Source organism: Citrobacter sp. VF227 (genome assembly GCF_052950715.1).
On the sequence record NZ_JBRFVF010000001.1, the window covers coordinates 650,724 to 666,971 of the forward strand.

Consider the following 16,248-nt stretch of genomic DNA (forward strand, 5'->3'; position numbering starts at 1 on the left):
TGGCGCCCTGATATGAGATTGTTATGACTCGCATTTATCCACCATCCGTCGTTGCCAAATTTGGCGGCACAAGCGTCGCTGATTTTGATGCGATGAACCGCAGCGCCAGCATTGTCCTTGCTGATCAAGATGTCCGTTTAGTCGTACTGTCTGCTTCTGCAGGCGTCACAAACTTACTGGTCGAGCTTTCTGAAGGTCTGGAAACGCATCAGCAATTAGATAAACTTGAGACCTTACGCGCCATTCAATACAACATTATTTCCCGCCTGAAGCAGCCCTCCGTTATCAGCACGGAAATCGATAATCTTCTCAACAACATACGCCACCTTGCGCAAATGGCGACGGTCTCACCGTCCGATGCGCTAAGCGATGAATTGGTCAGCCACGGCGAGCTTATGTCCTCTTTGTTGTTTACTGAAGTTTTACGTGAACGATATGCCGAAGCTGGGTGGTTTGACGCTCGCAGCGTGATGTGTACCAACTCGAGTTTTGGCTGCGCCGAACCTGAACTTAGTACCCTGCACCACCAGGTCGAGGCCCATCTTCGCCCTCGTCTTGAACACGCAATCATAGTGACCCAGGGATTTATCGGGCGTGATGCCGCCGGACACACTACTACGCTTGGACGCGGTGGGAGTGATTACACGGCGACGCTTCTCGGTGAGGCGCTTCACGCCGCACGCGTGGACATTTGGACCGATGTGGCGGGGATATATACCACCGATCCGCGTATTGCGCCGCGGGCCAAACGCATTGATCACATCTCATTCTCCGAGGCCAGCGATATGGCCGCCTATGGTGCGAAAGTGCTCCATCCGGCAACACTGCTTCCGGCGATGCGTAAAAGCATTCCGGTCTTTGTTGGCTCAAGTAAGGATGCAGCTGCCGGCGGAACGCTGGTGCATAACACCACCGATAATCCGCCGCGTTATCGTGCGCTCGCCGTGCGCCGTAAGCAGACGCTGTTGCGATTACACAGTCTGGAATCACAACCGTCCTGTGCTTTCCTGGCGCAAGTATTTGCCATTTTAGCCCGCCACACGGTCGCGGTAGATTTAGTCACAACCTCGGAGAATTGTATTGCGCTGGCACTAGATGCCACTCATGCGACGTCAGGCGAAGACCATATATTAACCACGGCATTATTTACCGCATTGTCCTCCCACTGTCGCGTGGAAGTAGAAACCGGACTGGCACTCGTCACTTTGGTTGGGAATCAACTGACTCAGGCTGCGGGGGTTTGCAAAGACGTTTTTGCCTGGCTTGAAGAGCATACGGTACGAATGATTTGCCATGGAGCATCGAATGACAACCTGTGCATCCTGTTACCCGCTGACGATGCGGATAGCGCGGTTAGAGCATTACATTCTCGGTTATTCGAGTAATTCTTCTATTATTCCGTAACGCGCTATCAAGCAAGATTTATAAACCAGCAGAGCCCTGGTTTTACAACCAAGGCTTTGCATTCAGACCGCCGGACTCTTAACAGAGGGACGATTTAGTTATGACGGTGATTGGTGTCACCACGACGGCATCGTTTGTCATAATGACGTACCCACCAGTAACGGTCACTGATTTGTTCGTGCCCACCCACTCTGGCGCCTGCTAACCAGAGAATACCGCCAACAAAAATACTGAGCACTGCACCATGTGCGAAAAACTGTGGCAGATTAAATTGCGGCAGTTGGTTTAAAATTGAATAACCCACTCCCACAACCATCACCACCAACCCCAAAGCCATGAGCACGTTACCGAGTAGCGAAGCGTTTTTGCGTTTCATGTGTCACCTCCGGAACTTTTGGGTTGTTACAGGAAATACCCCTAATCCTTATGTGTAAAGTATAGACAACACTTCCATTCGCAAGTGCGCCAGCGATCACAATAACAAACACTCGCGCAACAAAACTTTACAAATAAACTACTGAACACACTAATTTTCCAATAGTCCACTCGTGCAATTATTCAGTTTTTAGTGATAAACACGCAGTTTTTTGTCAAGCGCACCTTCAGACAGTAAACTACACGTCGTTTATGGAAACACTCAGGATAAAACACGTGACGATTAAACTGATTGTCGGTCTGGCGAACCCCGGCGCAGAGTATGCGGCAACGCGACACAACGCAGGCGCATGGTATGTCGATCTACTGGCAGAGAGATTACGCGCTCCCCTGCGCGATGAGCCGAAATTCTTCGGCTACACCTCCCGAGTAACGCTTGAAGGTGAGGATGTCCGTCTGCTGGTACCGACCACATTTATGAATCTTAGCGGTAAGGCCGTCGGTGCAATGGCCAGTTTTTATCGTATTAATCCCGATGAAATTTTGGTCGCGCACGATGAATTAGACCTGCCACCTGGCGTTGCCAAATTTAAGCTTGGCGGCGGCCATGGCGGGCATAATGGCCTGAAAGATATTATTAGCAAGTTGGGCAATAACCCTAACTTTCACCGATTACGCGTTGGAATTGGTCATCCGGGTGATAAAAACAAAGTTGTCGGGTTCGTTTTAGGCAAACCACCTGTTTCAGAACAGAAGTTAATTGATGAAGCGATTGACGAAGCGGCACGTTGTACCGAGATTCTATTCAAAGATGGCCTGACCAAAGCAACGAGTCGGTTGCACACCTTTAAAGCGCAATAAGCAGCGATGTGCGGCATTTTTCTCGCGTGCTGTGTATAATGGGCAGAGTTATTTACTTTTCTACAATCTGTTTTCTATAACAGGTTGAATATCAAAAGATTAAGGTGATTTAAACATGGGATTCAAATGCGGTATCGTCGGTTTGCCAAACGTAGGCAAATCCACCCTGTTCAACGCGCTCACAAAAGCGGGTATTGAAGCGGCAAACTTCCCGTTCTGTACTATCGAGCCGAACACCGGTGTTGTCCCGATGCCCGATCCGCGTCTGGATCAGCTGGCCGAAATCGTCAAACCGCAGCGTATTCTGCCAACAACGATGGAATTCGTCGACATTGCCGGTCTGGTAAAAGGCGCGTCTAAAGGCGAAGGTCTGGGAAACCAGTTCCTGACTAACATCCGTGAAACCGAAGCGATCGGCCACGTTGTTCGCTGCTTTGAAAACGACAACATCATCCACGTTAATAACAAAGTGGATCCGGCTGACGACATTGAGGTTATCAATACCGAACTGGCGTTGTCTGATCTGGATACCTGTGAGCGCGCTATCCATCGCGTACAGAAGAAAGCCAAAGGCGGTGACAAAGACGCTAAAGCAGAATTGGCTGCACTGGAAAAATGCCTGCCGCAGTTGGAAAACGCCGGTATGCTGCGCGCGCTAAAAACGCTGACTGACGAAGACAAAGCGGCCATCAAATACCTGAGCTTCCTGACCCTGAAGCCAACCATGTATATCGCTAACGTCAACGAAGACGGTTTTGAGAACAACCCGTACCTCGACAAAGTACGCGAAATCGCGGCTGCCGAAGGTTCCGTTGTGGTTGCCGTTTGTGCTGCTGTTGAAGCTGACATTGCTGAACTCGATGATGCTGACCGCGAAGAATTCATGGCGGAAATGGGTCTGGAAGAACCAGGCCTGAACCGTGTTATCCGCGCAGGTTACGAATTGCTGAACCTGCAAACCTACTTCACCGCTGGCGTGAAAGAGGTTCGTGCATGGACCATCCCGGTCGGCGCCACGGCTCCACAGGCCGCCGGTAAAATTCACACAGACTTCGAGAAAGGCTTTATCCGCGCACAAACCATCGCGTTTGAAGATTTCATCACCTATAAAGGTGAACAAGGTGCGAAAGAAGCCGGCAAGATGCGTGCAGAAGGTAAAGATTACATCGTTAAAGATGGCGATGTAATGAACTTCCTGTTCAACGTCTAAATAGAACCTGCTGTCTCATGAGGTTTCATTGAACCTCGTCGGGACCGAAAAAACTTATGAAATCCACGCAATTGCGTGGATTTTTCATTTCACAATGTCTCAATTCATCTCGTAACAACGCTGTCAAAAATGAGTACATATTGAGGCTGACTCCTTCGTGAAGCACATAGCCCTACAGTTTCTCCAGAATTAAACACGCTTCACGATTAAGCGTAATGAACTCCTGCCAGCTATATTGCTGTTGATAGTTAAGCTGATACTGCTTCTCTACCTGGCAAATAAGCGGGCGTGTTTCATAAATCGCACACAACTTTGTCTCCATCTGATAGTGCTGACAAATGCCGTCACCGCGATCTAGAAATTGCGTTTCACTGGCGCGATCGACGTGGCGACAACAAGCGCCGCACTGGTTACAGGGAAACGCGGGTGTTAGCGTCATAGCTTACTTAACCAGCTACGCACAGAGCGGGTATTCCCTGCTTCAAAGGGTAGCGCAATATTACGGCGCTCAACCTCTGCACGCAGCAACAAACCGCGCTCAATTTCACTATTCACCGCGTTAAGATGCAGCGAGAAGCGCGATAACGCAGACGTATCAATAGCAAACTCTAACGCCGAAAGCTCCAGTAGATAACGATCGAGTGCAGCATTCACCTGCTGATAATACTCTAGTGCTTTCTGATACTTATCTTTAAACGTATCCAGAAACTCCCAGACCTTTTTCATCAATTTGCTGTGTTCCAGGAAGTAGTTCATTACCAGCGTCAGAATACCTGTCGCCAGCGCACCGCAGAAAGCGGCCAGTTCCGGGCCAAAAGGAAAGACGAGCATCTTGGCTAAAGCATCATTAACCACCACCCCAGCAGCCACGGACACACCCGCAGCCACCAGCTTGCTCACCGCTTTAGCTAGCTGCCCCGGCGCTAACCCCTCAGGATTAAAGACCATAACTTTAAAGGCCTGTACCAAATTGTTCCACATCTCACGAATCAGGCGCACCATCATCTTCTTAGTCGTAAAGAAGATATTGAAGAGCGTCGTCGTAATGCTGGAGAGCACGCCACCGATGGCACCGTCTTTAAAGGACGTCAGGAAAGTGTTGAATTTACCCTGCACTCGCTGCCAGACTGCGCGTAATGCCTCCGCCGCATCTTGCAGGAAGTCTCCGGCATCGAATGAACGACGATGCTTCTCAAAGATCACGGGAATACGCTCGCGGAACTCAAACCAGGTCTCTGCCAGAACCAACCCCAACATCTGCCGCGTTCCCATGCGAAACGCATTGTTCATTGTGGCAGTGGCGACATTCTTCGCAAACTTGCTGCTGGTGTAATATTCCCGATTGATCGTACTGTTGTATTTTGCCCGCGCCTTTTTGTCGGCCTCTTTCATCCGTTCAAAATCGGCGGCGGCTTTATTTTCCAGCTTATTAAGTTTTTTTTGCTCTTGCTCGGAAAGCGTTAGCTGGCTGCGTAAACGGGCAATTTCCTGCGTAGTCGCAGCATACTGTTCTTGTAGCGTTTGCACGAAGGCATCCATCGTTTTCGCCTTCTTCGCCTTATTCAGCGACTCATTCGTGAAGGTCAGATTTGATGAATCATTAGCCAGATCGGCACCATCGCATTCGGCAAGGATACGCCCTGGATCGTTGTGAATTTCATGGGCGGCAATAATATGGTCGAGGTTCTTTTTATCATTAGCAGCAAATCTCTCACCGGTGTAGGTATCAGTCAACGTACCAGCTTCGTGCGCCTTTTTTCCCGCCCGATTGGTGGCAATGTAGTTTTCGTGGCTATGATAATGATGAGAATCATACCCTTCACGTTGCTCGTATCGTTGACGCTCGGCATCGGTAGCATACACTCCCTCGCGAGCGTTATGGATGGTATTCACATCGCCGCCGTGTTTATCCTCCAGCAAGAGAAAATCCAACCCAAAAGAGGTGGTCAGACTCTTGACCACCGTCTGATGTAACTCTTCACCCCAGTCAAACCTGGCTGTGTTCATTGTGCTCACCCATAGCAATGCCGGGCAGAATCGCCCGGCAGGTCGATTAAATACGAGAAGAAAATGCGTCAAACTCAGAAGCAGAAGCCGACAGTTTTTCGTCCAGAATCTCTTTGTTCAGCAGGTTCATACCGTTGCTGTCGGTCTGCAGTTGGATCACCCCATCTTCGATAACGGCTTCTCCGTTTTCCTGCGTCACCGGCTTGAACAGCGGCGTGGTGATCACGTCGGTCATGATGGCGGCTAATTCATAACCATGGTCGATAATCGCCATGATCTCTTCCGACTCACTAATTTCGGTGGTGATATTCTTCTCATGACGTTCAACAATGATGGCATGCATTGCTTTCAGCGGTTCAAAGTAGTGTTGAACAAAGACGCTATGCATACGGGTAATTGATTCATAAATACTATTTACATACCGCTGCACCTTCGTCAGATGCGCTTCAGCCGCATTCATTTTTTCCACCGCCGCGGTCACTTCACGAGAGCTTTGATAAGCATTGTTAAGTGCTTTTTCGGCATGGCTATCGTAAGCCCAGCCCGCAATAGCAATCAGCGGAGCCACTACCGCACCGCCGAGCACCATCGCGCCGCCCGCCATCCCCCACCCACCTGCGGCCAGGGAACCACCACCAATAGCCGCCATTGTGGCGTTATACGCCGCCGCACCAGACAGGGCGGCGATCGGCGTACCGGTAGAAGCTGCGGCAAACGCCATAACACCGCTGTACACGGCAAAACCAGCGGCAGCACCAGAAACCCCGGCACCGACGACTGTCGTCAAGTATTCCGTGGCGGAAATCGCCAGACTTTGAATTTTATTGATATTGTGCTGCGGTACCTTCAGACGAAGATCTTTATGCCCATCCTTAGCCATACGCGCCAACAGATCGTCGGCAATCGTTTTAAATTCATTGAAATCTTTACCGATTTTCAGCTCTTTTTCACCCAGTTCGGCCAGTTTTTTCGACGTTGTTTCATTTGCCTGATCAAAACTCTCTTTATGCTTATCAAAGCGACGTTGCGCGCGATCTAATACATCATCAGCTTCCGATTTTTTCTGATAGCCATCATAAGCTTTTTTGCCGCCAAACGCCGTTGCCGCTGCCGCGACGCCCAGAATAATGAATGGTAATGCCATAGATAATAATCTCCTTTGCAATAAATCGTTGTTACCTGCTACGCATCACATTCCAGAACAGGAACGGGGTCGCGATCGCCAGTGATGTAGTTATGCAGTATATTGATGACCGTTTTTTTCAACCATTCTGGTTCCAGAATTTCTATATTTGGTAACCAGAATAGAATTAGTGGAATAATTTGATTCTGATGTGCTGCCTTGCAAAGCAAAGTCACGCCATCATTCTCTTCGCGAACCAATTCTTGCTGAGGCAGTAAATCTCGTCTTGCGAAGTAGCCAGCAATGCTGTGTTTAATACGCACCCGCACTTCAAACGTATCTTCACTCACCCAGGGATCGCGATGCTCGTCAATTAATGACAGTGTGGGTATATCAACCGCAAAATGCTCTTTCCGGATATCCAACCACCGAATTTTACTTAACGAAAAAGACTTAAGTTTTCCGTCCTCAGTCGCCTGCAGATACCAAATATTTTTCTGGTTAACTAATTTATAAGGGTGAACAGTGCGCGTTTTGTCTTTATATAAAATATGACAGACTCTGTTTTTCTGAATCGCTTTTTCTAATAAGTTAAAATACTTTCGCAAATCATTTCTGACTGAATGTTCAGGGCGACCAAACTGAACTCTAACGTGCTGTTCTTCAGCTCTTTTTTCTAAGTTAAGCCAAAAATCTTCATCTCTCTCAGGAAAAACCGCATCGGCGTCCAGCAGCTTTGCCAGTGGGCCATGAAGGGCATAGGCGCTATTATTCTGCGCTCGAACCGGTATCAATCGATACTCTCCGCCACCACTCCCCTCAATAAAAGAGGAAAGCATATTAAGATCACGATAGACCGTTCGTTCAGTGATATTAAATTTTTTCATCAACTGATAGCGATTCACAACGCCACAAGTTTGTAGCTCTATTAGGATATCGACTAAACGTTCTGCTGAGCAACTCCTTGCTGAATCAGCCATAAGCACCTACTTTTCTGTTTTCCTTACACAAATTATATATAAAATACTGACATATCCTGTCAGTGTATCGGCACGCTAATCATTTTTTTTAGAGAAATCGGCAATTTATTTAACCGTTAGTCACATTAGGCAATTTTTAGGGGCAAAAAGCTCTCCTCATCAAGAGTAAATGCCAGAGGTATGACAGCAGAAAGACCGCCTGCATACATCCTCAACAAACTGGCTAACGGCTATCTCTTCCACTAAGCCAAATTCAACGTTGAGTTTGCAAAGGTGGATTGTCAGGAGAATTTCTTAATGATGGCCAGCACCGTGATATGAACGCCGGTATTTGGCTTCTTCACGCTGAGTAAAAAAACATCATCCGCAGAAGGATGTGGATGCGCTGGCAGCAGAAGAGCTAAATGGGGGGTTTTACACTTCAACAACTCCCCATCTGTTTACGCGGTTGCAGCTGTTAGTGCTGCTGATTGAGGCGTTGAAACACAAGCTAATTCGTTGTAGAACCAGGCTTACCCATTGATTTCATAGTGACAAGGGGCTAATTTGTATCTCATTAAACATGATTATGACCCCCATCAAAGCCAGACTATGAACATCAGCGAAAAAACATATCATCAATTGAAGGCCAAAATCATCGCAAATGAGTTGGTAGGGGCTATCTCAGAAAATGAGCTATGTCAGGAACTTAATGTCAGTCGAACGCCGTTGCGTGAGGCTTTGTTTCGTCTGATGACGGAAGGCTGGATTGAGCCTTCCAAAAACAAAACGAAAACCATTAAGCCCATTACACTCAGTGAAATACGCGATATTTTTCAGATCCGAAAAGACATTGAAATTATGGTATTGAATTTGTCATGGGAGAACCAGGATCCGCAACGCTACCAGACAATTAAAGATAAAATTGAAGTCGGTTTTCATGATTCGAATGTGTCTTTATTACTCGAAGCTGATAACGAACTACATGAACAAATGCTATCCGATTGCCACAACGCTATCGTGACTAAAACACTGACCTTCATGTATGACCGGTTACGCATGCTGCGTTCAGACAAAATGAAAAATGATTCAATAATTGATTCATCCAAAGAACATTTGAAAATTTGCGCCGGTATTATTTCCCGTGATATAGAACAAACCCGTGAAGCCATTGCCCACCACGTCAACAACTCATACAACCGTCTGTTCTCCAGCTTTAAATAGGCATACATATAAAATGACCGGTATTTCTACCGGTCATTTGGAAAATTAAAAATTAGTAGAGCTGTCGGTACAACACTTTAATCTCTTCAATACAGGTATCTCGAGGATTTCCACCGGTACAGATGTCCGCCATTGCCGCAACGGCCAATGCATCGATATCTTCATATTTCATGCCGATATCACGCAGTCGGACAGGAATATTAACGTCTCGGTTAAGTTGTTCCACGGCTTCAACGGCCGCCTGACGCGCCTCTTCGATCGGCATCACCATGGCCTGAGTATTGCCCAGAGCCTGCGCAATCTGGCGATATTTGTCTCCTGTAAACTCAGCATTGTAAGCCATGATATGCGGCAGTAGCACCGCATTGGCAACGCCATGCGGTGTACCATAGAATGCCCCCAGAGGATGGGCCATACCATGTACCAGACCCAACCCGACATTAGAGAAACCCATCCCGGCAATATACTGCCCCACCGCCATGCCTTCAGCGTCCTGGTCTATTCCCTGTATCGAACCGCGTAGCGAACGCCCTATCATCTCAATTGCCTTTAAATGAAGCGTATCGGTTAATTCCCATGCCCCTTTCGTAATATAACCTTCAATTGCATGAGTCAATGCGTCAACCCCGGTTGCCGCCTTTAAACTGGGCGGCATGCTGGCCATCATGTCAGCATCAATAATAGCAACGACCGGAATAGCATGAGGATCGTAGCAAACGAACTTACGGCGGTTCTCTACATCGGTAATTACATAGTTAATAGTCACCTCTGCTGCCGTACCCGCGGTCGTTGGAATGGCAATCATCGGTACGGCGGCATTTTGAGTGTCAGCCCCACCTTCGAGGCTGCGGACATCGGCAAACTCAGGGTTGCTAATAATTATCCCTACCGCTTTGCACGTATCCTGCGGTGAACCACCACCAATGGCGACCAGGTAATCCGCGCCCGCCTGACGAAATGCTTCAACACCTTGCTGCACGATGTCAATCGTAGGGTTAGGTATGACCTTATCAAAAATTTGGTAAGGCAACCCTGCGCTATCAAGAATATCAAGGACCTTAGTCGCCACATTAAACTGGATAAGATCGTGGTCAGTAACTACCAGCGCTTTTTTAAAGCCTCGCTTTTTAACTTCATCAACGATAGCGTTAATTGAACCCACGCCAAAATATGAGGTTTCATTTAATATCATTCTATAAGACATATTCTATACCTTATAACAGAGATGTATAACAGCAATACTGTATTGCCGTAGCATAATGAATGCCGTTATTGATTTTTGATTATTTGATACTGAACATTATGTCGATCTGTTGCGATTCCTGACAGGTTAATTTCCCCGCAAAGCTTCTTGACCCCCCTCCAGAATACTGAAACTTATGAGCCACCGCGGTTTTAATTGTGGTAACAAAATCATTACCAATATTATAAATAGCAGAAAGTCGGCTTATCTCACGCTGTATACCAGTAAGCTGGGTAAGATCATTTTCATCCCAGGCTTTAATTGCCCGCACAAAAAGTTCGGGACAAATATTATTTAATCCTGAAATAACTCCCGCGCCACCCGCGAGTAGATTTGGGATGAGATATTCATCATAACCGGACAGAACAACAAAATCGTCTCTAACGGACGCGACTGACTGAATGATGGCGCGAGTATGAGAGAGGCAATCAACAGTATCTTTAACACCCACAAAATTGGGAAATTCTGCCGCTAATTGCGCCACCAGTAACGCGTCCAGATCGCATCCAGTTCGGGCAGGAAAGTTGTATGCGAACCATTTTCCATTCAGGCGTTGCCCCAGATCGCGGTAGTATGCCAATAGTTGGGCCGGCGTTTGTTGAAAATAGTAGTGAGGTAGAATCATCACTGCCTGATACTCGCAATGCGAGGCCTCTTCTGCCAGACGTATCATATCCGCCATACAGGTAGCTGAGATATTTGCCACCAGCGGCAGCGATGACATTTTCCGTGTCTCACGGATAAGCATCAGTCGTTCATCCAGCGTTAATGCAGTGAACTCCCCAATACTTCCCATTAGCAATACGACACGAGTCCCTGCCTCTTTCAATCGTCGCAAATGCTGTTGCAGTGCCGATAAATCAATATTTCCTTGTTGATCAAAAGGCGTAATTGATGGGCACCATGCACCGTGAAATTGAGCATGATTTTCAGACATAATATATTCCTGAGAAAATAAAAATTGTTTTATTCAATGACATGGTAAACAACAGTATCAGCCTGTATTTTCTGCCAGTCCCACTGAATACCCAAACCAGGTTCCTCTGGTGGAAAAGCATATCCCTCGCGAATGTTCACCTTATTCAGAGTAACACTATCGAGTTGTGGGATATATTCCAACCAACGGCTATTAGTAATGGCGCAACATAATGATATATGCAATTCCATCAAGAAATGCGGACAGACAATTTTGTTAAAGCATTCCGCCATATGTGCAACTTTAAGCCATGGTGTAATACCACCAATACGAGCCACATCAACTTGAATAATATCTGCGGCATTATTCTGTAAATACTCTTTGAAGTGCTGGATGGAATAAATGGACTCACCCACAGCAACAGGAATAGAGGTTGACTCACACAATTTCTGGTGAGAATCAACATCATGCGCAAGAAACGGCTCTTCAATCCATGAAAGATTAATATGTTCCAACAACGTTGCTCGCTGTTTGGCTTCCGAGAATTTAAACGCCTGGTTGCAATCAGTCATGATCACATACTCATCACCCACCGCTTCACGTACAGCAGTCAAGCGCTCGATATCACGCACCGGACTTTCAGAACCAATTTTGATTTTAGAACCGCAGAATCCCTGCGCCTTAACGGCTAGCGCATCATCAACTAATTCCTGAGTGCTTAAATGCAGCCAGCCCCCCTCGGTGGTGTATAATTTCATGCGCGATTTCGCGCCACCTGCGACTTTATACAACGGCAAATTCATGCGCTTACACTTCAAATCCCATAATGCGGTATCAATGGCTGCCAGTGCCAGAGACGTAATGGCGCCAACCGAGGTCGCATGAGTTGAGAATAGCAATGATTCCCAGATGCCCTCAATCATCGTCGCATCCTGACCAATCAATTTCGGTAACAGATGATCTCGTAACAGCGCAACCACAGATGAGCCTCCAGTGCCAATGGTGTAGGTGTAACCTTCACCTATTTCTCCACTCGATGTTGTTAAACGAATAATCGGCGTCTCTTGTGATACAAAAGACTGAATCGCATCGACACGTTTCACTTTAGGTTTCAAATCAACCATAAAGATTTCGGCTTTAACTATTTTCATTACATCCTCAATATCTGTTTATTTTTTTCGCAAAGTTACAAATGATGCTTACTGAATACCAATACTGACCAGTTCATCCCACAATCCCTGCGGAATATCCCAGTTAGCCCATGTAAAATTAGTCAACGCCTGCTCCACGGATTGAATGCCGCAGGTTACAGTGACCACATTTTGGTTTCTTAATGGGAATTGCAGCGCCGCGGCACCAATCGGCACGGCATATTTTGCACATAGCGCTTCTATCGCATTTACTTTTTCAATAACCTGCGCTGGCGCTGAACCGTATTCATACAACGCCTTAGATTTATCTTTGGCGACTAAAACTCCGGTAGCGAAAGGTGCAGCAACAGCCACCGAAACATTGTTGCTTTCACATTTAGCAAAGAACGCCTGGCGGTCTGTTTCCAGCAGGTTGTAGCGGTTGGCGAGCATTAAGATATCCGGGGCAGCGTTATCCATCACCTCCATAAGGATTGCCTCTTCATTCGCACCTGCGCCCCAGGCTTTGATATCGCCATTGCGCTTAAGCTCTTCTAGTGCTTTCTGCCCTGACTCACAGAAGGTTCTAAAATGTTGACGTTCCAGTTCCGTATTGCCGTAGGTATAGGTACCGAGATCGTGTACATAGAGAATGTCGATAAAACGGGTTCCCAGGCGCTGGATAGAGTTTTCGTATGAGCGCATGATGCCCTCATAGGAGTAATCAGCCAGTCGGTTAAACGGGTTCTCATCATAGAAGAACTCCCCCGCCTCAAGACCAGGCTCTTGTTTCCGCGATTGCAGCAGACGACCAACCTTGGTGGACAAAACATATTCGCTACGATCCAGTCCCCGTAATCCCAGACCTAAACGCAGTTCAGAAAGTCCGCTGCCATAATGTGGTGCAGTATCAAAGTAGCGCCAGCCAACCTGAATGGCCTTATCAACAATGTCCATGGCTTCGTTATTGCTCAGCGTTCTGAATAAATTAGCCAAGCTGGCTGCACCGAAGGTTAAAGAAGGTACACTAAGCCCTACACTTTTAATTGTATTCTGAGTAATCATAATATTCCCCTGATGTTTATCAGTATTCTTAGTCAACTTTTTTTTGCAGTTAATGAGGGTGCTGTAATTGATTTATTATTAATATTGAAAATCAACTTCAGCACATAAATAATAATCCCGGTCGCTACGATAGAAAAAATACACAAGAGTGCAGGATTCATTCCTTTTAACAATTCGAACATTTTGTAGAAAATATAGGATATAGCGTGTGAGCCGCCATCGATTGATGAGGCCATCATCTCTTTTGGCACATTCAATTGCGCCTTTTCGGCCAAAGCCTGCGACACAACAGCGAGATCCGAACCAAACCATAGGATCCCACACACGATGACAATGCCATTAATTAATCCACGGAACATGTTTCCGTTGCATGCAACCGTGCCAAAGACGACAAATATCGGCAGATAAGGAATATCGGCGAATGGCATCATGGTATTAAAAGGCAAAATAGTACTAATCAGGATAGTGAGTGGTACCATCAAAATACCTACAGACAATACCGCAGGATTTTTAAAAGCAATTTCACCACTAATACCAAAATAAAGTGACTTTGTTGGAAAACGTTTCTTTACCCATTCAGAGGCAATTTCAGTAATTGGTACCAGACCACTGACCAGTACCCCCGCCATCGTCGGCAATAACACCATTACCGCCGCAAAATTCATCCCACTCTTAATAATATCGCTGAACGGTAGCGCACCAAGCATACCGATAATTACCCCCAGAATGGCTCCCATGGCTAACGGGCTACCAAAAAAACCTAGTTTGGCTTCAATTTTGCTGAGATTAAGGTCAATTTTGTTAATCAACGGAATACGATCAATTACACGATCCATTAAAAATGCCAACGGAGCCCAGGCGACGATCTCCGCCTGAGTAATAGTCACGTTCGGCGTGTCACAGAATTTCTGCACATGTGGGGCAATGTAATCGGCGATTTTTAGCGTAATAATAAATGTGATCCAACTGGCGAAAATCCCCATCCAAAATGAACCCGTCACCTGTTCAACAATGATTCCGGCAAATACAAAGTGCCAATAATTCCAAAAATCAACGTTAAGGGTTTTAGTGGTGTTGGTTGAAATCATCAACAAATTAGTGACAAAACATAACGTATAAACTATCGGTAGAGAGAGTGCAGCCAGACTGAAGGCGCTAATTAGCGGCCACCCCAGATCCAACACTTCATAATGAAGATTGAGGTTTTTTACCATCGCTTCTGTCGAACTGCTGAGTGATGTCACCATAAAACCAATCAGCAACGAAAGACCGAGAAAACCAATACCTACCGTCATTGCATTTTTCGCCGCGTCGGCAAGTTTCGCGCCAAAAAGCACGGCAAATAAAAACATAATCATTGGAATGACCACTGCCGGGCCAAATCCGAGAATATATTGAACGACTTCCATAAGTGCCCCCCTGTTACTTTAATGAGTAAACCTTCTCTGCCACGCGATAAAAGAAGTTATCGCTGGAAAGAGCCTGGTGAGATTGCAGGTAGTTCTGGTAAAGCCCTAAAGTGCCGGCGTACGGTAATGCCAGTAGAGAAACTGGCCAGTCGGATCCATACATCACTCGCTCATGGCCAAATGCGGCAAAAACCGAGCTAAAATAAGGTTCAAGCTCCTGGCTCGCCTGCTCAGGTCCCGTCCAGCGGGCGTAATCTGCTTCCGTGACCAGGCCTGATAGTTTGCAAAAAACATTGCTGTAAGCCTCACCAATCAACATTAACTGTTCACGCCAGCGGATAATTTCCCTGTCGCGAACTGCGGGTTTTGCCGCATGTTCGATAACAAAGGTCACCTCTGGACAAGCAGAAATTAGCTGATTTGCCGCCTCAAGCTGTTGGTGCGTAACCAACATTTCATACACCAACCCTTGCTCCCCAACACTGCGAACCCCCTGAATAAATTGCGGGGTCACTAAATGACTCTCAGGCAAGCCTTGAGACATATAGCGGATCCCTTTCAGATAGCGGGATTTTCTCAGCAGTCTCTGCAAATCCTCTACGATCTCAGTCCCGTGGTTTATATCCACCCATCCAACAACACCTTTGACTTCATCGTGGTGCTCAGCTATATCCAGCAGCCATTCGGTCTCCTCAATTGAAGGGATGGCTTGTACTAAAATGGCGCCTTCGATACTGTTTTCAGCCAATACCGCCTGCAAATCGTCAATAAGAAAATCACGTCGAATTGCCGCCAGGTCGTCTGTAATCCAGGAAAAATGTTCCCCCCGGCACTGCCAAACATGGTTATGGGTATCAATCACTCTCATACTCACTCTCTGTATTTTTATTGTATACAATGAGAATACAATAAAAGTCTGTGATTAAAAGGCAACCACGGAATGCACTATCTGAGTACGGGATCACAATTTTCACGGTTTATCTGTAGGCTAAAAAAGGGGGACGTAAATGCCTATAACCGCCGTAAAATCCAATGTCACTAAGATGAACTATTGCATGTGGTTAATGTGGTGGACGCTTGTACGTCCCACTGAAGTTACAGAAGCAAAGAAGAGCGATGGATGGGTAAGAACGGAAAAAAATGTAAACGTTTCGTAAGTTACAATATATTGATACGTTAACATTAATAAATAATGGTTATTTTATTGAAACCCCTAAATTACGGCGAGAGTTTAATATACGACCCAACTTTGAGCCTTGCGCGCTCAACAGTGACTAAACAGTACCCCCAAGTTTCAGTTTTATAACATCCACCAGCAAATT

15 protein-coding genes are annotated in these 16,248 nt (G+C 46.5%); 4 read left to right on the plus strand and 11 right to left on the minus strand.

Features of this window, described 5'->3' with window-relative positions:
• Positions 1–23: 23 nt before the first annotated feature.
• A complete protein-coding gene (lysC, locus tag ACU8YC_RS03230; protein ID WP_187259577.1) occupies positions 24–1,385 on the plus strand; it encodes a lysine-sensitive aspartokinase 3 in 1,362 nt (453 codons plus the stop codon).
• Between the two features lie 113 nt (positions 1,386–1,498).
• Here the strand turns inward: lysC and ychH are convergent, their stop codons facing one another.
• Entirely contained in the window at positions 1,499–1,780 is a 282-nt protein-coding gene (gene ychH / locus ACU8YC_RS03235; protein WP_003020810.1) for a stress-induced protein YchH, read from the minus strand.
• Positions 1,781–2,055: 275 nt separating this feature from the next.
• Here ychH and pth point away from each other — a divergent pair, with 275 nt between their 5' ends.
• Entirely contained in the window at positions 2,056–2,640 is a 585-nt protein-coding gene (gene pth, locus ACU8YC_RS03240) for an aminoacyl-tRNA hydrolase (RefSeq protein ID WP_016153302.1), read from the plus strand.
• Positions 2,641–2,755: 115 nt separating this feature from the next.
• On the plus strand, positions 2,756–3,850 hold the full coding sequence (ychF, locus tag ACU8YC_RS03245; protein ID WP_016153303.1) for a redox-regulated ATPase YchF: 1,095 nt from the start codon (positions 2,756–2,758) through the stop codon (positions 3,848–3,850).
• 172 nt (positions 3,851–4,022) lie between these two features.
• On the opposite strand, the gene ACU8YC_RS03250 is transcribed toward ychF, so the two are convergent.
• From ACU8YC_RS03250 to ACU8YC_RS03265, 4 genes are read right to left on the minus strand one after another with little or no spacing between them, the layout of a single operon-like run.
• Positions 4,023–4,289: a YkgJ family cysteine cluster protein gene (locus tag ACU8YC_RS03250; RefSeq protein WP_003020821.1), complete on the minus strand. Its 267-nt coding sequence runs from the start codon at positions 4,287–4,289 to the stop codon at positions 4,023–4,025.
• Positions 4,286–5,857 (minus strand): cobalamin adenosyltransferase, encoded by a 1,572-nt coding sequence (locus ACU8YC_RS03255; protein WP_252837650.1) that lies wholly within the window; start codon positions 5,855–5,857, stop codon positions 4,286–4,288. Before ACU8YC_RS03255 ends, ACU8YC_RS03250 begins: the two co-directional genes overlap by 4 nt.
• 46 nt (positions 5,858–5,903) lie before the next feature.
• The gene (locus ACU8YC_RS03260) at positions 5,904–7,001 is read right to left on the minus strand and encodes a chemotaxis protein (RefSeq protein ID WP_151219412.1); all 1,098 of its coding nucleotides are present in this window, start codon (positions 6,999–7,001) and stop codon (positions 5,904–5,906) included.
• A 38-nt stretch (positions 7,002–7,039) separates the two neighbouring features.
• A complete protein-coding gene (locus ACU8YC_RS03265) occupies positions 7,040–7,960 on the minus strand; it encodes a helix-turn-helix transcriptional regulator (RefSeq protein WP_151219413.1) in 921 nt (306 codons plus the stop codon).
• Positions 7,961–8,506: 546 nt separating this feature from the next.
• On the opposite strand from ACU8YC_RS03265, the gene ACU8YC_RS03270 reads away from it, so the two are divergent.
• Positions 8,507–9,163, plus strand: coding sequence for a GntR family transcriptional regulator (locus tag ACU8YC_RS03270; RefSeq protein WP_151219414.1), 657 nt, complete (start codon positions 8,507–8,509; stop codon positions 9,161–9,163).
• Between the two features lie 52 nt (positions 9,164–9,215).
• On the opposite strand, the gene fucO is transcribed toward ACU8YC_RS03270, so the two are convergent.
• From fucO to ACU8YC_RS03300, 6 genes are all read right to left on the minus strand, one after another.
• A complete protein-coding gene (gene fucO / locus ACU8YC_RS03275; protein ID WP_151219415.1) occupies positions 9,216–10,367 on the minus strand; it encodes a lactaldehyde reductase in 1,152 nt (383 codons plus the stop codon).
• Between the two features lie 79 nt (positions 10,368–10,446).
• Positions 10,447–11,343 carry a dihydrodipicolinate synthase family protein gene (locus tag ACU8YC_RS03280; protein WP_252837651.1) on the minus strand — a complete coding sequence of 299 codons (897 nt, stop codon included), beginning with the start codon at positions 11,341–11,343 and terminating at the stop codon, positions 10,447–10,449.
• Positions 11,344–11,372: 29 nt separating this feature from the next.
• Positions 11,373–12,473 carry a mandelate racemase/muconate lactonizing enzyme family protein gene (locus ACU8YC_RS03285; protein ID WP_151225538.1) on the minus strand — a complete coding sequence of 367 codons (1,101 nt, stop codon included), beginning with the start codon at positions 12,471–12,473 and terminating at the stop codon, positions 11,373–11,375.
• Positions 12,474–12,521: 48 nt separating this feature from the next.
• On the minus strand, positions 12,522–13,517 hold the full coding sequence (locus tag ACU8YC_RS03290) for an aldo/keto reductase (protein ID WP_151219418.1): 996 nt from the start codon (positions 13,515–13,517) through the stop codon (positions 12,522–12,524).
• Between the two features lie 32 nt (positions 13,518–13,549).
• Complete coding sequence (locus tag ACU8YC_RS03295) at positions 13,550–14,926, minus strand: PTS transporter subunit IIC (RefSeq protein WP_151219419.1); 1,377 nt, start codon at positions 14,924–14,926, stop codon at positions 13,550–13,552.
• 13 nt (positions 14,927–14,939) lie between these two features.
• On the minus strand, positions 14,940–15,794 hold the full coding sequence (locus ACU8YC_RS03300; protein WP_446895002.1) for an amidohydrolase family protein: 855 nt from the start codon (positions 15,792–15,794) through the stop codon (positions 14,940–14,942).
• Positions 15,795–16,248 lie beyond the last annotated feature (454 nt).